The 14,817-nt window shown below is 68.4% G+C and carries 12 protein-coding genes; 7 read left to right on the forward strand and 5 right to left on the reverse strand.

The window, feature by feature from the left end; all coding sequences use genetic code 11:
• Window positions 1-28: 28 nt before the first annotated feature.
• Both QFZ27_RS34565 and QFZ27_RS34570 read right to left on the reverse strand, forming a co-directional pair.
• The gene (locus QFZ27_RS34565; protein WP_429231101.1) at window positions 29-2,134 is read right to left on the reverse strand and encodes a beta-galactosidase trimerization domain-containing protein; all 2,106 of its coding nucleotides are present in this window, start codon (window positions 2,132-2,134) and stop codon (window positions 29-31) included.
• 43 nt (window positions 2,135-2,177) lie between these two features.
• Complete coding sequence (locus QFZ27_RS34570; RefSeq protein WP_429231103.1) at window positions 2,178-3,788, reverse strand: ABC transporter substrate-binding protein; 1,611 nt, start codon at window positions 3,786-3,788, stop codon at window positions 2,178-2,180.
• A 281-nt stretch (window positions 3,789-4,069) separates the two neighbouring features.
• On the opposite strand from QFZ27_RS34570, the gene QFZ27_RS34575 reads away from it, so the two are divergent.
• Entirely contained in the window at window positions 4,070-5,128 is a 1,059-nt protein-coding gene (locus QFZ27_RS34575) for a LacI family DNA-binding transcriptional regulator (RefSeq protein WP_429231105.1), read from the forward strand.
• A 629-nt stretch (window positions 5,129-5,757) separates the two neighbouring features.
• Here the strand turns inward: QFZ27_RS34575 and QFZ27_RS34580 are convergent.
• The 3 genes from QFZ27_RS34580 to QFZ27_RS34590 all read right to left on the reverse strand — a co-directional run bounded on the left by QFZ27_RS34580 (window position 5,758) and on the right by QFZ27_RS34590 (window position 8,745).
• On the reverse strand, window positions 5,758-6,681 hold the full coding sequence (locus QFZ27_RS34580; RefSeq protein WP_429231107.1) for an SMP-30/gluconolactonase/LRE family protein: 924 nt from the start codon (window positions 6,679-6,681) through the stop codon (window positions 5,758-5,760).
• 17 nt (window positions 6,682-6,698) lie between these two features.
• Window positions 6,699-7,718, reverse strand: a complete 1,020-nt coding sequence (locus QFZ27_RS34585; protein WP_429231109.1) for an ABC transporter substrate-binding protein — start codon at window positions 7,716-7,718, stop codon at window positions 6,699-6,701.
• Window positions 7,719-7,851: 133 nt separating this feature from the next.
• Complete coding sequence (locus QFZ27_RS34590; RefSeq protein WP_429231111.1) at window positions 7,852-8,745, reverse strand: LysR family transcriptional regulator; 894 nt, start codon at window positions 8,743-8,745, stop codon at window positions 7,852-7,854.
• A 217-nt stretch (window positions 8,746-8,962) separates the two neighbouring features.
• Here QFZ27_RS34590 and leuC point away from each other — a divergent pair, with 217 nt between their 5' ends.
• From leuC to QFZ27_RS34620, 6 genes are read left to right on the forward strand one after another with little or no spacing between them, the layout of a single operon-like run.
• The gene (leuC, locus tag QFZ27_RS34595; RefSeq protein ID WP_429231113.1) at window positions 8,963-10,393 is read left to right on the forward strand and encodes a 3-isopropylmalate dehydratase large subunit; all 1,431 of its coding nucleotides are present in this window, start codon (window positions 8,963-8,965) and stop codon (window positions 10,391-10,393) included.
• A gap of 2 nt (window positions 10,394-10,395) precedes the next feature.
• Window positions 10,396-10,995, forward strand: a complete 600-nt coding sequence (gene leuD, locus QFZ27_RS34600; RefSeq protein ID WP_429231115.1) for a 3-isopropylmalate dehydratase small subunit — start codon at window positions 10,396-10,398, stop codon at window positions 10,993-10,995.
• Entirely contained in the window at window positions 10,976-12,091 is a 1,116-nt protein-coding gene (gene leuB, locus QFZ27_RS34605) for a 3-isopropylmalate dehydrogenase (RefSeq protein ID WP_429231117.1), read from the forward strand. The genes leuD and leuB overlap by 20 nt, the downstream gene beginning before the upstream one ends.
• Window positions 12,092-12,148: 57 nt before the next feature.
• Window positions 12,149-13,171: an ABC transporter substrate-binding protein gene (locus QFZ27_RS34610; RefSeq protein ID WP_429231119.1), complete on the forward strand. Its 1,023-nt coding sequence runs from the start codon at window positions 12,149-12,151 to the stop codon at window positions 13,169-13,171.
• Complete coding sequence (locus QFZ27_RS34615) at window positions 13,168-14,022, forward strand: ABC transporter ATP-binding protein (RefSeq protein ID WP_429231120.1); 855 nt, start codon at window positions 13,168-13,170, stop codon at window positions 14,020-14,022. The genes QFZ27_RS34610 and QFZ27_RS34615 overlap by 4 nt, the downstream gene beginning before the upstream one ends.
• Window positions 14,003-14,809: an ABC transporter permease gene (locus tag QFZ27_RS34620; RefSeq protein WP_429231121.1), complete on the forward strand. Its 807-nt coding sequence runs from the start codon at window positions 14,003-14,005 to the stop codon at window positions 14,807-14,809. The genes QFZ27_RS34615 and QFZ27_RS34620 overlap by 20 nt, the downstream gene beginning before the upstream one ends.
• Window positions 14,810-14,817: the final 8 nt, after the last annotated feature.

A 14,817-nucleotide genomic window follows, 5' to 3' on the forward strand; every position in this document is an offset into this window, starting at 1 on the left:
GTCCTGGTGTCGATCGGTCGCCGCACGCTCAGCTCAGCGCGGCGACCTCGTAGTCGGCGATGCCGTCGAGCGTGAAGCGGACGGTGGTGCCGGTCTGGGTGAAGGGCACGCTGCGGCCGGCGCGCAGGGCCTCCACCGCCTTGATCGTCCGCCCCGGCGCGACCTCGAAGCTCACCGTCTGCGGGCCGAGCGGATAGGTCTCGCGCACCCAGCCGCGCATCATGTTCGGCGAGGTGTAGTTGAGGATGTGCAGGGCGTAGCCGTCCTGCGTCCGCCAGGGGAAGACGTCGACCAGCCCCTGCCCTTCGATGCGCACCGGCTGACGGCCGTCGAGCGCCCAGCGCACCGCATTCGCCATCAGCCGGGCGAGATCGCCATTGGTCGACAGCCAGAAGGACCGGTCGATGTCGCCGGAGAACCAGGCCACCCGCCCCTGCCCGTGCTGCCGCGCCGAGAGGGCGGTCTCCTCCGTCCTCGGCGTGTCGGTGTAGACCATCTCCGGCGGGAAGGCGGCATAGGGCTCGACGATGCTCAGCAGCCCCGCCCCGCCGGGCGCAACCGGCAGCCGGAACTCGCCATAGGGCAGCAGCGTGGTGTCGCCGAAGCCGGACAGGATCGGATGATCGCCCTCGATGCGCGCGAGATGCCCGCGCCGGTGGTGCCGGTGCTCGCCCTGCGGGGCGGAGAAGGGCGGGCCGGCGACATCGACCCCGAACAGCCGGGCCAGGGCCGGCGTGCCGCGGCGATGGCCCCATTCGTCGAAGCAGCCGCTTTCGAAGGTCGCGACCACGGCGCCGCCGCCGGCGACATAGTCCTCGACCGCCTTGGCCTGGGCGTCGGACAGCATCGCCGTGTTCGGCAGGACGACCGCAGAGAACCTCTCCAGCCGCCCCGGCGTCAGGTTCTGCTCATGCAGGAACTCGAACGGGATGCGGGCCTCGAGCAGGGCGTAGTACCAGCCCTGCAGGTAGTCGGTGACGTCGCCGCCGCCGGGCGGCTGGTAGAAGGCGTTGGTCCGCTGCGAGAACACGACGGCGAGGTTCGACACCGGCGCGGTGTTGCGGAAATGCCGTTCATGCTGGGCCAGCCAGCTGAAGAAGGCCTCGCCGGTGCGGCGGAAACGCCGGTCGTCGGGCGCGCCGCCCAGCCAATGGTACCAGGGGACCATGCCGCTGGCGGTGGACTGCGCCATCCACAGCGTCGTTTCCTCCGGCGCCTTGGTGGTGTGGCGCCAGAACGGGTCGGCATTGGCGTAGCCGCCGGTCACGTTGGTCACCGCCCGCCCGTCCATCACGGCATGGGCGACGCGGCCCTGCTGGGCGCAGTCCCAGACCGGGGTCTGGTTGTTGCGGCCCTGGTGATCGGCGTTGAACCAGCCGGCGACCTTGGCGATCTCCATGACATCGGTGACCGCCCGGATGCCGCCGCCGAGATTGCCGACATAGACATTTTCCGGGGACCGCTCCTTGGCGACGGCGTCCCAGAGCTTCCAGATCTCCAGCACCCGGTCCTCGTAGATCCGGTAGAACTCCTGCGGCGGCAGCCCCGCCAGATGCTGGTGCGCGGTGTTGTACCAATGCGGCCGGCGGTTGGTGCTGGGCCAGCCATTGGTGAAGAAGCCGTCGATGTCGTAGCGGGCGTTCATCTCGCGATAGATCGCCGACATCTGCTCCGTATAGAAGGTCGAGAACATGCAGGTGCGGACCAGCTCCGGCACCTCCGGATGGTGCACCGGCTTGCCGTCGGCGGTGCGCGCGACCCATTCCGGATGGGCCTCGGCGCCGTCGGCATAGCACCAGTTCGGATCCATCCGCGCCACCACCCGCATGCCTTCGCGCTTGGCCGCGGCGGCGAACTCCCCGAACAGGTCGCGGTCGCCGAGATAGCGGCTGCGGTGATGGTACGGCACCCGGGTCGGGTAGAACGCCATGATGCCGCCGCCGCTCAGCAGCAGCGTGTCGATCTTCAGGCGCTTCCAGTAGTCGATCCAGGCCTCGACATCGAGGGTCTCGGGATCGCGCTCGTTGAAGTTGTTCTGCCCCGCGCGGCGCATGGTGTCGTACCAGAAGGTGCCCGGCGCGAGGACGCGCCTGTCGCCGGGGGCGCCGCCGGAGCGAAGGGCGGTTTCGGTCATGGTCGTTCCTTCTCGGAGCATGGCTCAGGCGAGGGACGGCGCCTCAGGCGATCTTCGCCTTGTCCAGCCGCCAATAGGCGTAGCCGGACGACACCTCGTAGCCGAGCGAGACCCGCGGATCGCGGGCGATGAGATAGCCGTTGGTGGCGATCGGCAGCACCGGCAGGTCGGTCATCACCTTGCGCTCGGCCTCCTGGATCAGTGCCAGGCGCCTGTCGTAGTCCGGCTCGTTCCCCGCCTTGTCGAGCAGGTCGTCGATGCCGGGAATGGCGACGCCGTAATGCGAGTAGTTGGCACCGCCGCTGCCGTCGGACTTCACCTCGGCCACCTTGGACAGGATGTCGGCCAGCGGCAGCGTCGGCACCGGCGGATAGGCCGACGAGTTCTGCGGCAGCGCGTTCATGTCCTTGCGGTTGTTGGCGTGGAAGGTGGTGTGGTCGATCACCTGCAGGTTGATGGCGACGCCGACATTGCGCATCTGCTCCTGCACCACCAGCATCGCGGCGGAGTAGTCCTCGCGCTGGCTGGTATAGGCGTCGAGAGTGAAGCCGTCGGGGTAGCCGGCCTCGGCCAGCAGCGCCTTCGCCTTGTCCGGATCGAACGCGTAGCGCAGCTCCTCCGGAACCGTGTCCGCCGCGTAGCCGCCGGGGAAGACAGGCGCGTTCAGGCCGTAGGTGCGGCGGCTGATCGGCGTCATGGCGGCGACGATGGCGTCCCGGTCGATGGCATGGGCGAAGGCCTGGCGGACGCGCAGGTCGTCCAGCGGCTTGCGCGTCAGGTTGAAGCTCATGGTGAACAGGCTGCCCGGCGCGGCCACGTCGAACAGCAGGTTCGGGTTCTTCTGCCGCATCGCCGGCACCCAGCCCGGCGCGCGCACGCCCTCGATCATGTGCACGTCCCCCGACAGCAGCGCCAGGGTGCGCGAGGTGGTGTCGAGGATGTAAATCACCTGCAGGTTCTTGGTGACCGGCGCCCCACCGAAATAATCCGGGTTGGCCGTCATCATGATGCCCTTGGACGGGTCGGGATCGATGCTGACGAACTGGTAGGCGCCGGTGCCGACCGGGTCGCGCTGGATCGCCTCGCCCTTCTCCTCCACCGCTTTCCTGGAGAGGATGACGCAGGAATAGTCCTGGATGGTGCCGCTGAGCAGCAGCGGGTCGGGCTGGCGCAGCGAGATCGTCACCCCGTATTTCCCGTCCGGCTGCACGTCTGTGATGTTCTGGTACAGCACCTTGTTGCCGCCGACCTGCTTCGGGTCGCGCATGCGGTTCAGCGTGAACACCACGTCGTCGGAGGTCAGCTCGCCATAGCCCTTGTGAAACTGGACACCCTGGCGGAGCTTGAAGGTCCAGGTCCTGGCATCGGGCGACATCGTCCAGCTTTCGGCCAGCTGCGGCACGAACTCCTCCGGCCGCTCGGCGAAGCGGCCGTTCGGCGAAGCCACCAGCGTGTCGTGGATGTGCACGATCGACCAGTTGTCCGCCCCCTGGATCGAGTTCGAGGGGTCGAGCGTGCGGTTGTTGCGCGCGGCGAAGGCGATGCGGATGGTGTCGGTCGACTGGGCGGAGGCCCTGGTCCCGAGGGTTCCCGTCAGGCCCGCCCCCAGCAGCGCAGCCGATGCCCCGAGAACGTCCCGCCTGGTGAAAGGCATAGGTTCCTCCCCATCGGATTTTTTGAGGCAAACAGGTCCGCCTCCTCAAATTGATGAGGATTGCCGCGGGTCTTTGCCTGTGATCTGTCGATGGTAGCGCTGCCATTTTCGCAGAGTCAAGATACCGATCAGAGAATTATTTTATTCTTTCAGATCAGAGGCCGCCAGGACGGTGAGCAGCTTGAATTCGGCCGCAATCCACCCCGATACTGCCGACGGACCGGAAGGAGACGACCATTTCCGAGAAGCCTCGCAAGAGCCGCGGCGGCGGCACTCCGACCATGGCCGATGTCGCGGCCTATGCCGGTGTCGGCATGATCACCGTGTCCCGGGTGCTGCGCGAGCCGCACCGGGTGTCGGAATCGCTGCGGCGGATCGTCAACGACGCCATCCGCGAGCTGAACTACGTCCCCAACCTCAGCGCCCGCGCCCTCGCCTCCACCCGCAGCGGCGTGATCGGCGCGCTGGTGCCGTCGCTGACCCAGGTGGTGTTCGCCGATGTGCTGCGCGGCATCTATGACGGCGTCGACGGCACCGAGCTGCAGATCCAGGTCGGCAACACCCGCTACGACCCACGGGAGGAGGAGCGGTTGGTCGGCCTGTTCCTGCGGCAGAAGCCGTCGGCGATGATCGTGTCGGGCGTCAACCAGACGGCGAACGCCCGGCGGATGCTGGAGACCGCCGGCTGTCCCGTGGTCCAGATCATGGACCTGTCGCCCGATCCGATCGACCGGATCATCGGCTTCTCGCATGAGGATGCCGGCCGGCGGATGACCGAGCACCTGATCGCCCAGGGCTATTCGCGCATCGCCTTCCTCAGCGGCTGGATGAACAGCCGGTCCGCCGGGCGCCGGGGCGGCTACCAGAAGGCGCTGGCGGCGGCCGGGCTGCACCGGCCGGAGCTGGTGCATTCGATCTCGGACACGACCCTGCCGCATCTGGCGGACAGGGTCAGCCCGGCGACCGGCCGGCCGATGCTGGAATTCGCGACGCCCGCTTTGGGACGCGAGCTGTTCCGGCGGGCGCTCGCCGCGGATCCGGCACTCGACGCCGTGTTCTGCAACAACGACATCCTGGCGCTGGGCGTGCTGTTCGAATGCCTGCAGCGCGGCATCCGGGTGCCCCATGACATGGGCATCGCCGGCTTCAACGACCTGGAGTTCATGGAGGCGGCGGAGCCGGGCCTGTCGAGCGTCCGCACCTATCGCTACCGCGTCGGCCACTCGGCGGTCGCGACGATCCGGGAGGTTCTTTCGGGCAAAGCTCCTGATCAGCGCATCGTCGACGTCGGCACCGAGGTGATGATGCGCCGGAGCACAGATCGTCGCAACGCGCCGTAGGGCGAGCATCGGTGGCGAGCTGCTCGCCGGTGGTGTCCGCCCCGTATTGCTGCGGATAGATCTCATCGAACCGCACCTCGACGGCCTCGACCCGGAAGGCGAGCCCCGGGCCTCGTCCATCAGCCCGCCAATCCGCTCGAGGTCCGAGAGCATCGAGGGCAGCGAGGAAAATCGAGGCTCTCCAGGTTGCGCGCCATGTTCTGGAGCATGGCGGCCTCGTTCCGCAGCGGACAACGAAAGCAGAAGCGAAGCTGAAGCGCCTCTATCAGGCGATCGAAAGCGGCATCGTCGACCTGAGGGATCCGGCTCTCAAGGACCGGCTGGCGGAGCTGGCCGCGATTTCGCCAGCGCGGGCTCAGAGGTACTGAGTGTTGAACCGAACTGGCGAGCCATGGTGGATAAAGATGAGAACTACGTCTTCGCCACAGCCCTATGATAGCGCCCGCTGGCGATGGTGATCATCGCCGGGGATCCTCACCGATGCGACAGACTGCCATTCCACGCTGCCGGTGGTTGCTTCAAACCATACTCGCGATTTCAACCATCGCTCTCGCAGGTTCAAATCGCGGACACGCAACCGACTACGCTCAGATGCGATGTCGTACGACTGATCCAGATCGGCCACGACGCTATCGGAAATAGGCCAACGGGAGCCCCGGCTCGGGCCATTCCATCGCCACCAACTGCCCGATGCCGGACAGGGTGATGTAGGCGGTCCTCCGGTCCGGCCCGCCGAAGCAGATGTTGGTGGCGATCGGATCCGGCAACGCGACTTGGCGCAGCACGGTGCCATCCGGCGCGATCACGGTGATACAGCCGGTGATCAGCGTCGCGACGCAGATGTTGCCATGCGCATCGACCGCCATGCTGTCGAAGCGCTGGTAGCCCGGCAGGCCGCAGACCAGCCTGCCGCCATGCGGCGACGGGAACGGCTGCCGCTTCGGCTGCCCCGGCGCCTCAAGGTCGAACGCCCAGAGGCGACCAGTCTCGGTCTCCGAGACATAGACGGTCGAATCGTCCGGCGACAGGCCGACGCCGTTCGGCGTCTCCATAGGATAGGCGACCTCGACGATGTAGGAGCCGTCGGATCGGGCATAGTACAGGCCGCCATGGTCGCGGTCGCGCTCGCGGTGCTTGCCGTAGTCGGTGAAGTAGAAGCCGCCGGAGCGGTCGAAGACGATGTCGTTCGGGCCGCGCAACGGATGGTCGCCGCAACGGTCGTAGAGGGTGCGGACCTCGCCGGTGGCGAGATCGAGGCGCTCGATCCGGCCGCTGGTGTAGTGCGGATGGACGCCGCGGCGGGTCCGGTTGTAGCCGGCGATGGTCTGGAACAGGAAACCGCCATTGTTGCAGACATAGAGCGCGCCGTCCGGCCCCACCGCCAGGCCGTTCGGCCCGCCGCCGAGTTGCGCCACGACCTCGACCGTGCCGTCGGGCCGGACCCGGCTGACGGTCTCGCGCTGGATCTCGACCAGCAGGACGGAGCCGTCGGCCTCAGCCACCGGTCCTTCCGGGAACTGGAGCCCGCTGGCGACGACGCGGATATCCGGCATGCTGCTTCTCCGTAGCTTCAGGGCTGCGCGGCTTTGGCAGCATAGTTCTGCACGAAGCGGTTGTCGTAGGTCGCGTTCAGGTCGATCTGCGCATCGGCGATGGCCGGGTCGAACGCTGCGAGCACGTCGCGCACCAGGGCGGCGGATTCCGCGGTCATCATGCCATCGCGTGAGAGGCAACGGCTGAGCTTCGAATAGGCCCGGACGAACAGCGCCTTGTCGGTGACCATGTAGTCCTTCGGCACGCTCTCGGCCACCTGCTCCGGCGATGCCGCGGCCATCCAGCGCTCCGCCCGCACGATCGCGTTGGCCACCGCCTGCACGGTGTTCGGATTCGCCTCGACGAACTCCCGCGTGCTGTAGATCGCAGCCTCAGGATAGTCGCCGCCGAAGGCCGTGCGGTTGCCCTCCTCGCTGCGCATCTCGATCAGCGGGGTCAGGTCGCCGCTCTCCTCCAGGATCGTCGCCACCGGATCATTGGTCATCAGCGCGTCGACCAACCCGGCCTTCGCCGCCGCGACCGCGCCGGAGGACGCGCCGATGCCGACGATCGAAACGTCGTCGGGATCCACCCCGGCCTTGGTCAGCAGGTAGTTGACGCCCATGTGGAAGCTGGAGCCCGGAGCGCTGACGCCGATCCGCTTGCCCTTCAGGTCGGCGATCGACTTGATCTTGTCCCGGTTCTCCCGGGTCACCCCGAACACCCAGTCCGGGCAGTTCGCCTGGATGGCGAAGGACACCAGGGGCTGGCCCTTGGCCGCCATGCTGATCGTGTTCGAATAGGCACCGGCGACGATGTCGGCACTGCCGCCCATCAGCGCCTCCAGCGCCTTGGAGCCGCCGGCGAACACGCCGATCTGCACGTCGAGGCCCTCATCCTTGAAGTAGCCGCGCTGCGCCGCGACCAGGAAGGGCAGATAGGGGAAGCCCACCCCTGCGGCGGCGAGGTGGATCTCGGTCTTCTCCGGCGCGGCCTGGGCGCCGGTCCAGGCGAGCAGCAGCGCGGAGCACAGGGACATGGCGACGATGCGCTTCATCAGACCCTCCCGTTGTTGCCGGCGAGTTACCCCCCGGGGGCACCGGCCATCTTGGAGGGAACTGTGCACGGTCCCCGCGGCCGGCTGTCGACGCCATCGGGAAGGCCGCCGTCGCCGATGGCGATGGCCTCGCCTAGATCGTCCCGCGCGTGGTCAGATGCTGGACCAGGACCTGAACCGGCGGCGGCAGCGATGCCGCGTCCCGCGTGCAGATCTTCCAGTGCCGCAGGCCCCAGGGTTCGTCGAGCCGCACCGCCACCACCTGTCCGGTCTCAGTGTAGCGCGCGGCATGCAGCTCCGGGACCAGGGCGATGCCGAGCCCGGCCTCGACCATGCTCCGGGCCGGCTCGAATCCGTTCACCCGGATGCGCAGCCGCAGCGGCTGGCTGAGCTCGGCCGCCGCACGCATGACCAGGGAATCGAGATAGCTGCCGGTCTGCGGCCCGACCAGTTCGTATTGGGCGATCTCGGCGAAGGTCAGCTTCTCCGCGCCGCATAGCGGATGATCCTTCGGCATCAGCACCATGAGGTGGTCGCTGCGATAGGGCAGGATGCGCAGGTCGGGGAACAGCAGCGGCCCGCCGAAGATGCCGATATCGGCGGCGTTCTCGGACACGGCCCGGCAGACATCACGGCTCAGCCCCTCCTCCAGGTCGATGCGGATGGCCGGATGAAGGGCGAGGAAATCGCGCAGGTCATTCGACAGGTACTGCACGATCGTCGAGACGCTCGCATGCAGGCGGATCTGGCCGCGCATGCCCTTGGCATGGTCGACCAGCTCGCGCTCCATCTGCATCAGGTCGCGCAGCACGATATGGGCGTGGCGCAGCAGCGCATGGGCGGCGGAGGTCAGCTCCAGCCCCCGGTTGCTGCGGTGGAACAGCGGCGACCCCATCCGCTTTTCCATATCCGACATGCGCTTGCTGACCGCCGAGGCCGCGATGTGCTCGACCTCGGCCGCACGGGCGATGCTGCGGTGCTCGCAGACCGCGACGAACAGCTTCAGGGACAGCAAGTCGAACTGCATGGCGCGCTCCGCGGGCCGGCCGGGCGATGGGCGTCCGGCACTGTGACAGATCCGTGCAGCTCTGCCATCGCCGTTCGCGATGGCAGGCTTGCCGATCACGATTCCCGGACCGGACGCGGCCTGCGGCAGCATGGTGGAAATCGAGCCGCCAACGCCTCGAAGCGCACCGGTCCCGAAGACCCGCCGCTTCACGATGCCGCCGCATGGGAAGGAAGCCGTGAGCCCGGACGCGAGCACCACGCCGCAGACCCTGTTCGACAAGATCTGGGACCGGCATCGGATCATGACGCGGGGGGACGGCCAGGACCTCCTGTTCGTCGACCGCCACTTCATCCACGACGTCACCGCCACCGCCTTCGACATGCTGCGCCAGCGCGGGCTGAAGCCCCGCGCGCCGCACCGCATCTTCGGCACGCCGGACCATTACGTCCCGACCCACCGGCGGGACATGGCGGCGATCAACCACCCCGAGCGCCGGGCCATGATCGAGGCGCTGGAGCGCGACGCGGCGGAGTCCGGCATCACCCTGTTCGGCCTCGGCGACCCGCGCCAGGGCATCGTCCATGTGGTCGGCCCGGAACAGGGCTTGAGCCTGCCGGGCATGACCATCGTCTGCGCCGACAGCCACACCTCGACCCATGGCGCGCTCGGCGCGCTGGCCTTCGGCATCGGTGCCACCGAGGTCGGGCACGTGCTGGCGACACAGTCGCTGTGGCAGCGCCGGCCGCGGCGCATGCGCGTCTCGGTCGATGGCGCGCTGGCGCCGGGCGTGACCGCCAAGGACATCATCCTGGCGATCATCGCCGAGATCGGCGTCGCCGGTGCTGCAGGCCATGTCCTGGAATATGCCGGCAGCGCCATCCGGGCGCTGTCGATGGAAGGCCGCCTGACGGTCTGCAACATGTCGATCGAGGCCGGCGGCCGGGCCGGAATGATCGCGCCGGACGACACCACCTTCGCCTATCTGGCGGATCGACCCTACGCGCCGCAGGATGCCGCCTGGGACCGGGCGGTGCAGGAATGGCAGGCGTTGCGATCGGATGACGATGCCGCCTTCGACCGCGAGGTCGCGCTGGACGCCGCCGCGATCGCCCCGATGGTGACCTGGGGCACGACGCCCGAGGACGCCGCCCCGATCACCGCCCGGATCCCCGACCCCGCCGAGATTGCCGATGCCGGCCGACGCGACGGCATGGAGCGGGCGCTGGCCTATATGGGGCTGGTCCCCGGCACGGCGCTGGAGGAGATCGGCATCGACCGGGTGTTCATCGGCTCCTGCACCAATGGCCGGATCGAGGATCTGCGCAGCGCCGCGGCGGTGGTCGACGGCCGCAAGGTGGCGGCGGGGGTCGAGGCCTGGGCTGTGCCGGGGTCGCAGCAGGTCAAGGCGCAGGCCGAGGCCGAGGGGCTGGACCGGATCTTCACGGCGGCCGGCTTCGACTGGCGCTTCGCCGGCTGCTCGATGTGCCTGGCCACCAACGGCGACACGGTGGCGCCGGGGCAGCGCTGCGCCTCGACCTCCAACCGCAACTTCGTCGGCCGGCAGGGGCCGGGCGCGCGCACCCATCTGATGAGCCCGGCCATGGCGGCGGCGGCGGCGGTGACCGGCCGGCTGACCGATGTCCGCCGGCTGCTGGCGGGAGGCTGAGCATGGATCGCTTCGAACGGCTCGAGGCCGTGGCCGTGCCGATCGCCCGGGTCAATTGCGACACCGACCAGATCATCCCGGCGCAGTATCTGCAGAAGCTGCGCTCCGAGGATTTCGGGCGGTTCCTGTTCGCCGAATCCCGCTTCCGCAAGGACGGGTCGGAGGTGGCGGAGTTCATCCTCAACCGCCCGGCCTACCGCCCCGCCCGCATCCTGGTCGCCGACCGCAACTTCGGCTGCGGCTCCTCCCGCGAGCATGCGGTCTGGGCGCTGCACGACTACGGCGTCCGGGCCGTGATCGCCCCCAGCTTCGGCGACATCTTCTTCAACAACTGCCTGAAGAACGGGCTGCTGCCGATCGTGCTGCCGCAGGCGGTGGTGACGCCGCTGCTGGCGCAGCTGGAGGCCTTGCCGGGTGCTGTGGTGGCGGTCGACCTGCCGGCGCAGGAGGTGGTCCTGCCGGACGGCGGCCGCCACCCCTTCGAGATCGAGGCCTTCGCCAAATCCTGCCTCGTCAACGGCGTCGACGAGCTCGGCTACACGCTCGCGCAGTCCGCCCGGATCGACGCGTTCGAGCGCAGCTATGACGGCGGCAGCCTCTAGCCGCCCCCGGTTCCAGACCAAGGAGAGAGAGTCCGTGAAGATCGCGATCATGGCCGGCGACGGCATCGGCCCCGAGGTGGTCCGCCAGGCGGAGAAGGTGCTGCGGGTGGTGGCGCCCCAGGCCGAGACGGAGGAGGCCCCGATTGGCCAGGCCGGCGTCGATGCGCATGGCGTGCCGCTGCCCGACGAAACCCTGGCCCTGGCCCGGCGGTCCGACGCGATCCTGTTCGGTGCCGCCGGCGTCGCCGATGAGGCCAGCATCCCGCGCGAGCGCCGGCCGGGCACCGGGCTGCTGCAGCTGCGCGAGGCGCTGACCCTCTACGCCAATTTCCGCCCCGCCTTCATGTTCCCCGAGCTGATCGGCGCCTCGACCCTGAAGCCGGAGGTGGTCGACGGGCTGGACCTCATGATCCTGCGCGAGCTGAACGGCGACGTCTATTTCGGCAAGCCGCGCGGCATCGAGACCCGCGCTTCGGGCGAGCGCGTCGGCATCAACACCATGCGCTATTCGGAATCCGAGATAGAGCGCATCGCCCATGTCGCCTTCCGCACCGCCCGGCAGCGCCGGCGCAAGGTCTGCTCGGTCGACAAGGCCAATGTGCTGGAGGCGATGCAGCTGTGGCGCGAAGTGGTGACCCGCGTCGGCCAGGACTATCCCGATGTGGAGCTGTCGCATCTGTTCATCGACGCCGCGGCGATGGCGCTGATGCGGAATCCCAAGCAGTTCGATGTCATCGTCACCGGCAACATGTTCGGCGACATCCTGTCGGATGCGGCGGCGATGCTGACCGGGTCGATCGGCATGCTGCCCTCGGCCTCGCTCGGCCTCGACCGCAAGGGCCTGTACGAGCCGGTGCACGGCTCGGCCCCCGACATCGCCGGCAAGGACCTGGCCAATCCGCTGGCCGCGATCCTGTCGCTGGCGATGATGCTGCGCCAGAGCTTCGACCTGGAGGACCAGGCGCGGCGGGTGGAAGGGGCTGTCCGCTCTGTCCTCGCACAGGGCTACCGCACCGGCGACATCCACCAGCCCGGCACCCGGCGGGTGGGGACCGAGGAGATGGGCGACGCCGTCGTCCAGGCCTTGGCGGCCTAGCCAGCTGCACGCCACCAGACATCAAGCAACAACAACACGACAGATGGAGGAAAACAGGTGAAGCTCGGAACCACGCTTGCGCTGTGCGCAGCCCTGGTCCTATCGGGACCGGTGGCCGCGATCGCCCAGGACCAGCCGGAGAAATCCGAGGTCCATATCGGCGCCGCCTCGGTCGGCATGACCTACCTGCCCATGCTGGTGGCCAAGCAGCTCGGCTACTTCAAGGATGAGGGGCTGGACGTCACCATCGCCGCCTTCTCCGGCGGGTCGAAGGCGCTGGAGGCGTTGATGGGCGGCAGCACGGACGTCGTCGCCGGCGCCTACTCCAACACCATCACCATGGCCGCCAAGGGCCAGAACCTGGTCACCTTCGCCGCCCAGGTGAACTGCCCCGCCTGGATCTTCGGCATCGCCAGGAAGAACGAGGGCAAGGTGCACTCGGTCGCCGACCTGAAGGGGATGCGGGTCGGCGTCAGCGCGCCGGGATCGAGCACCCACATGGCGCTCAACTACATCCTGCACAAGGCGGGGCTGCAGCCGGAAGACGTGTCGATCATCGGCGTCGGCCAGGCCGCCGGCGCCGTGGCGGCGATCCGGGCCGGGCAGATCGACGCGCTGATCGTCAACGACCCCTCGGCCACCATCCTGATGGACAGCAGCGACCTGATCCCGCTGGCCGAGATGCGCACCGAAGCCGGCAACAAGGCGGTGTTCGGCTCCGACTATCCGGAATCGAGCCTGTACACGACCAAGGTCTTCATCGAGGAGAACCCGAAGACGGTGCAGGCGGTGACCAACGCCATCGTCCGCGCCGAGCACTGGATCGCCCAGGCGACGCCGCAGCAGGTGGCCGACAATGTCCCGCCCGAATATGTCGGCGACGACAAGGCCCTCTACGCCAAGGCGTTCGAGAACAGCCGCCGCTGCCTGTCGCAGACCGGCACGCTGTCGGCCGAGGGCGCGCAGACCGTGCGCGACGTGCTGACCGCCTTCGATCCCAGCATCGGGTCGGCGTCGATCGACCTCGGCGCCACCTATGACAACAGCTTCGCCGGCAAGGCCGCGGGCCGGGCCCCATGAGCGTCGCGGCCCGCAAGATCGACGAGCGGCCCGTGGCGGAGAGCGCGCCGCACGCGCTGCGCTTCGACGGGGTGACCTGCACCTTCGCCAGCAACGAGGGCGCCGGCAAGACCTATACGGCCGTGCGGGACGTGAGCCTGACGGTGCGGGAAGGCGAGTTCCTCTCCGTCGTCGGGCCGACCGGCTGCGGCAAGTCCACCTTGCTCAACGTGGCGGCGGGGCTGATGCGCCCCTCCTCCGGCACGCTCAGCGTGTTCGGCCAGCCCCTGGCCCAGGGCCTGAACCGGGACGCGTCCTACCTGTTCCAGGTGGATGCGCTGATGCCGTGGAAGTCGGCGGAGGACAACGTCGCCGCCGGCCTGCTGTTCCATGGCAAGCCGAAGGCCGAGGCCCGCGAGATCGCCCGCGAGTGGCTGGTGCGGGTCGGGCTGGACGGGCATGGGAAGAAGTACCCGCACCAGCTGTCGGGCGGCATGCGCAAGCGCGCCGGCCTGGCCCAGGCGCTGGCGCTCAACCCGCGCATCCTGCTGATGGATGAGCCGTTCAGCGCGCTCGACATCCAGACCCGGCAGCTGATGGAGGACGAGCTGCTGCAGATCTGGTCGGCCGACCGCAAGTCGGTCGTGTTCGTGACCCACGATCTGGAGGAGGCGATCTCGCTGTCCGACCGTGTCCTGGTGCTGTCGGCCGGGCCGGGCACGCGGCCGATCGCGGAGTTCGAGATCGACCTGGAGCGCCCGCGCCAGGTCGCCGAGATCCGGATGACGCAACGGTTCCTGCAGTTGCACGCCGCCATCTGGGACGTGCTGAAGGGGGAGGTGCTGAAAAGCTATGCGCGCAACCGCTCTTGACCCTCGCAACCACACGCTGGTGCTGGCCACCCGGCTGACCCTGCTGTTCGGTTGCCTGTTCCTCTGGTGGCTGGCCACCGCGACCGGGCTGCTGTCGACCTTCTTCTTCGGCGATCCGCTGGGGGTGGCGCGGCGCCTGTGGATCTGGTTCTCCACCGGCTCGGTCTTCCTGCACCTCTACACCACCCTTCTCGAAACCCTGCTGGCCTTCGCCATCGGCACGGTCCTCGGCCTGGGCATCGGCCTCTGGCTCGCGCTCAACCCGTTCCTCGCCGCGGTGACCGACCCGTTCATCAAGGCCTTCAACTCGATGCCGCGGCTGATCTTCGCGCCGATCTTCGCGCTGTGGTTCGGGCTCGGCATCTGGTCCAAGGTGGCGCTGGGCGTGACCCTGGTGTTCTTCGTGGTGTTCTTCAACGTGTACCAGGGGGTGCGCGAGGTCAGTCCGGTGGTGCTGTCCAACACCCGGATGCTGGGCGCGAATTCGCGCGAGCTGCTGCGCCATGTCTACATTCCGTCGGCGATGAGCTGGGTGTTCTCCAGCCTGCACAACGCCGTCGGCATCGCCTTTGTCGGCAGCGTGGTCGGCGAGTATCTCGGCTCGGAGAAGGGCATCGGCTACCTGATCCTGCTGGCCGAGGGGGTGTTCGACATCAACTCGGTGATCGCCGGCATCCTGCTGCTGACCGTCTTCGCGCTCGTGCTCGACACCGCGGTGTCGCTGTTCGAGGAACGCTTCATGCGCTGGCGGCCGACGGCCGGCCAGACCGTGGGCGCCAACGCCTGAGCCGGCGC

Source organism: Inquilinus ginsengisoli, from assembly GCF_050434925.1.
Lineage (GTDB): Bacteria > Pseudomonadota > Alphaproteobacteria > DSM-16000 > Inquilinaceae > Inquilinus > Inquilinus ginsengisoli_B.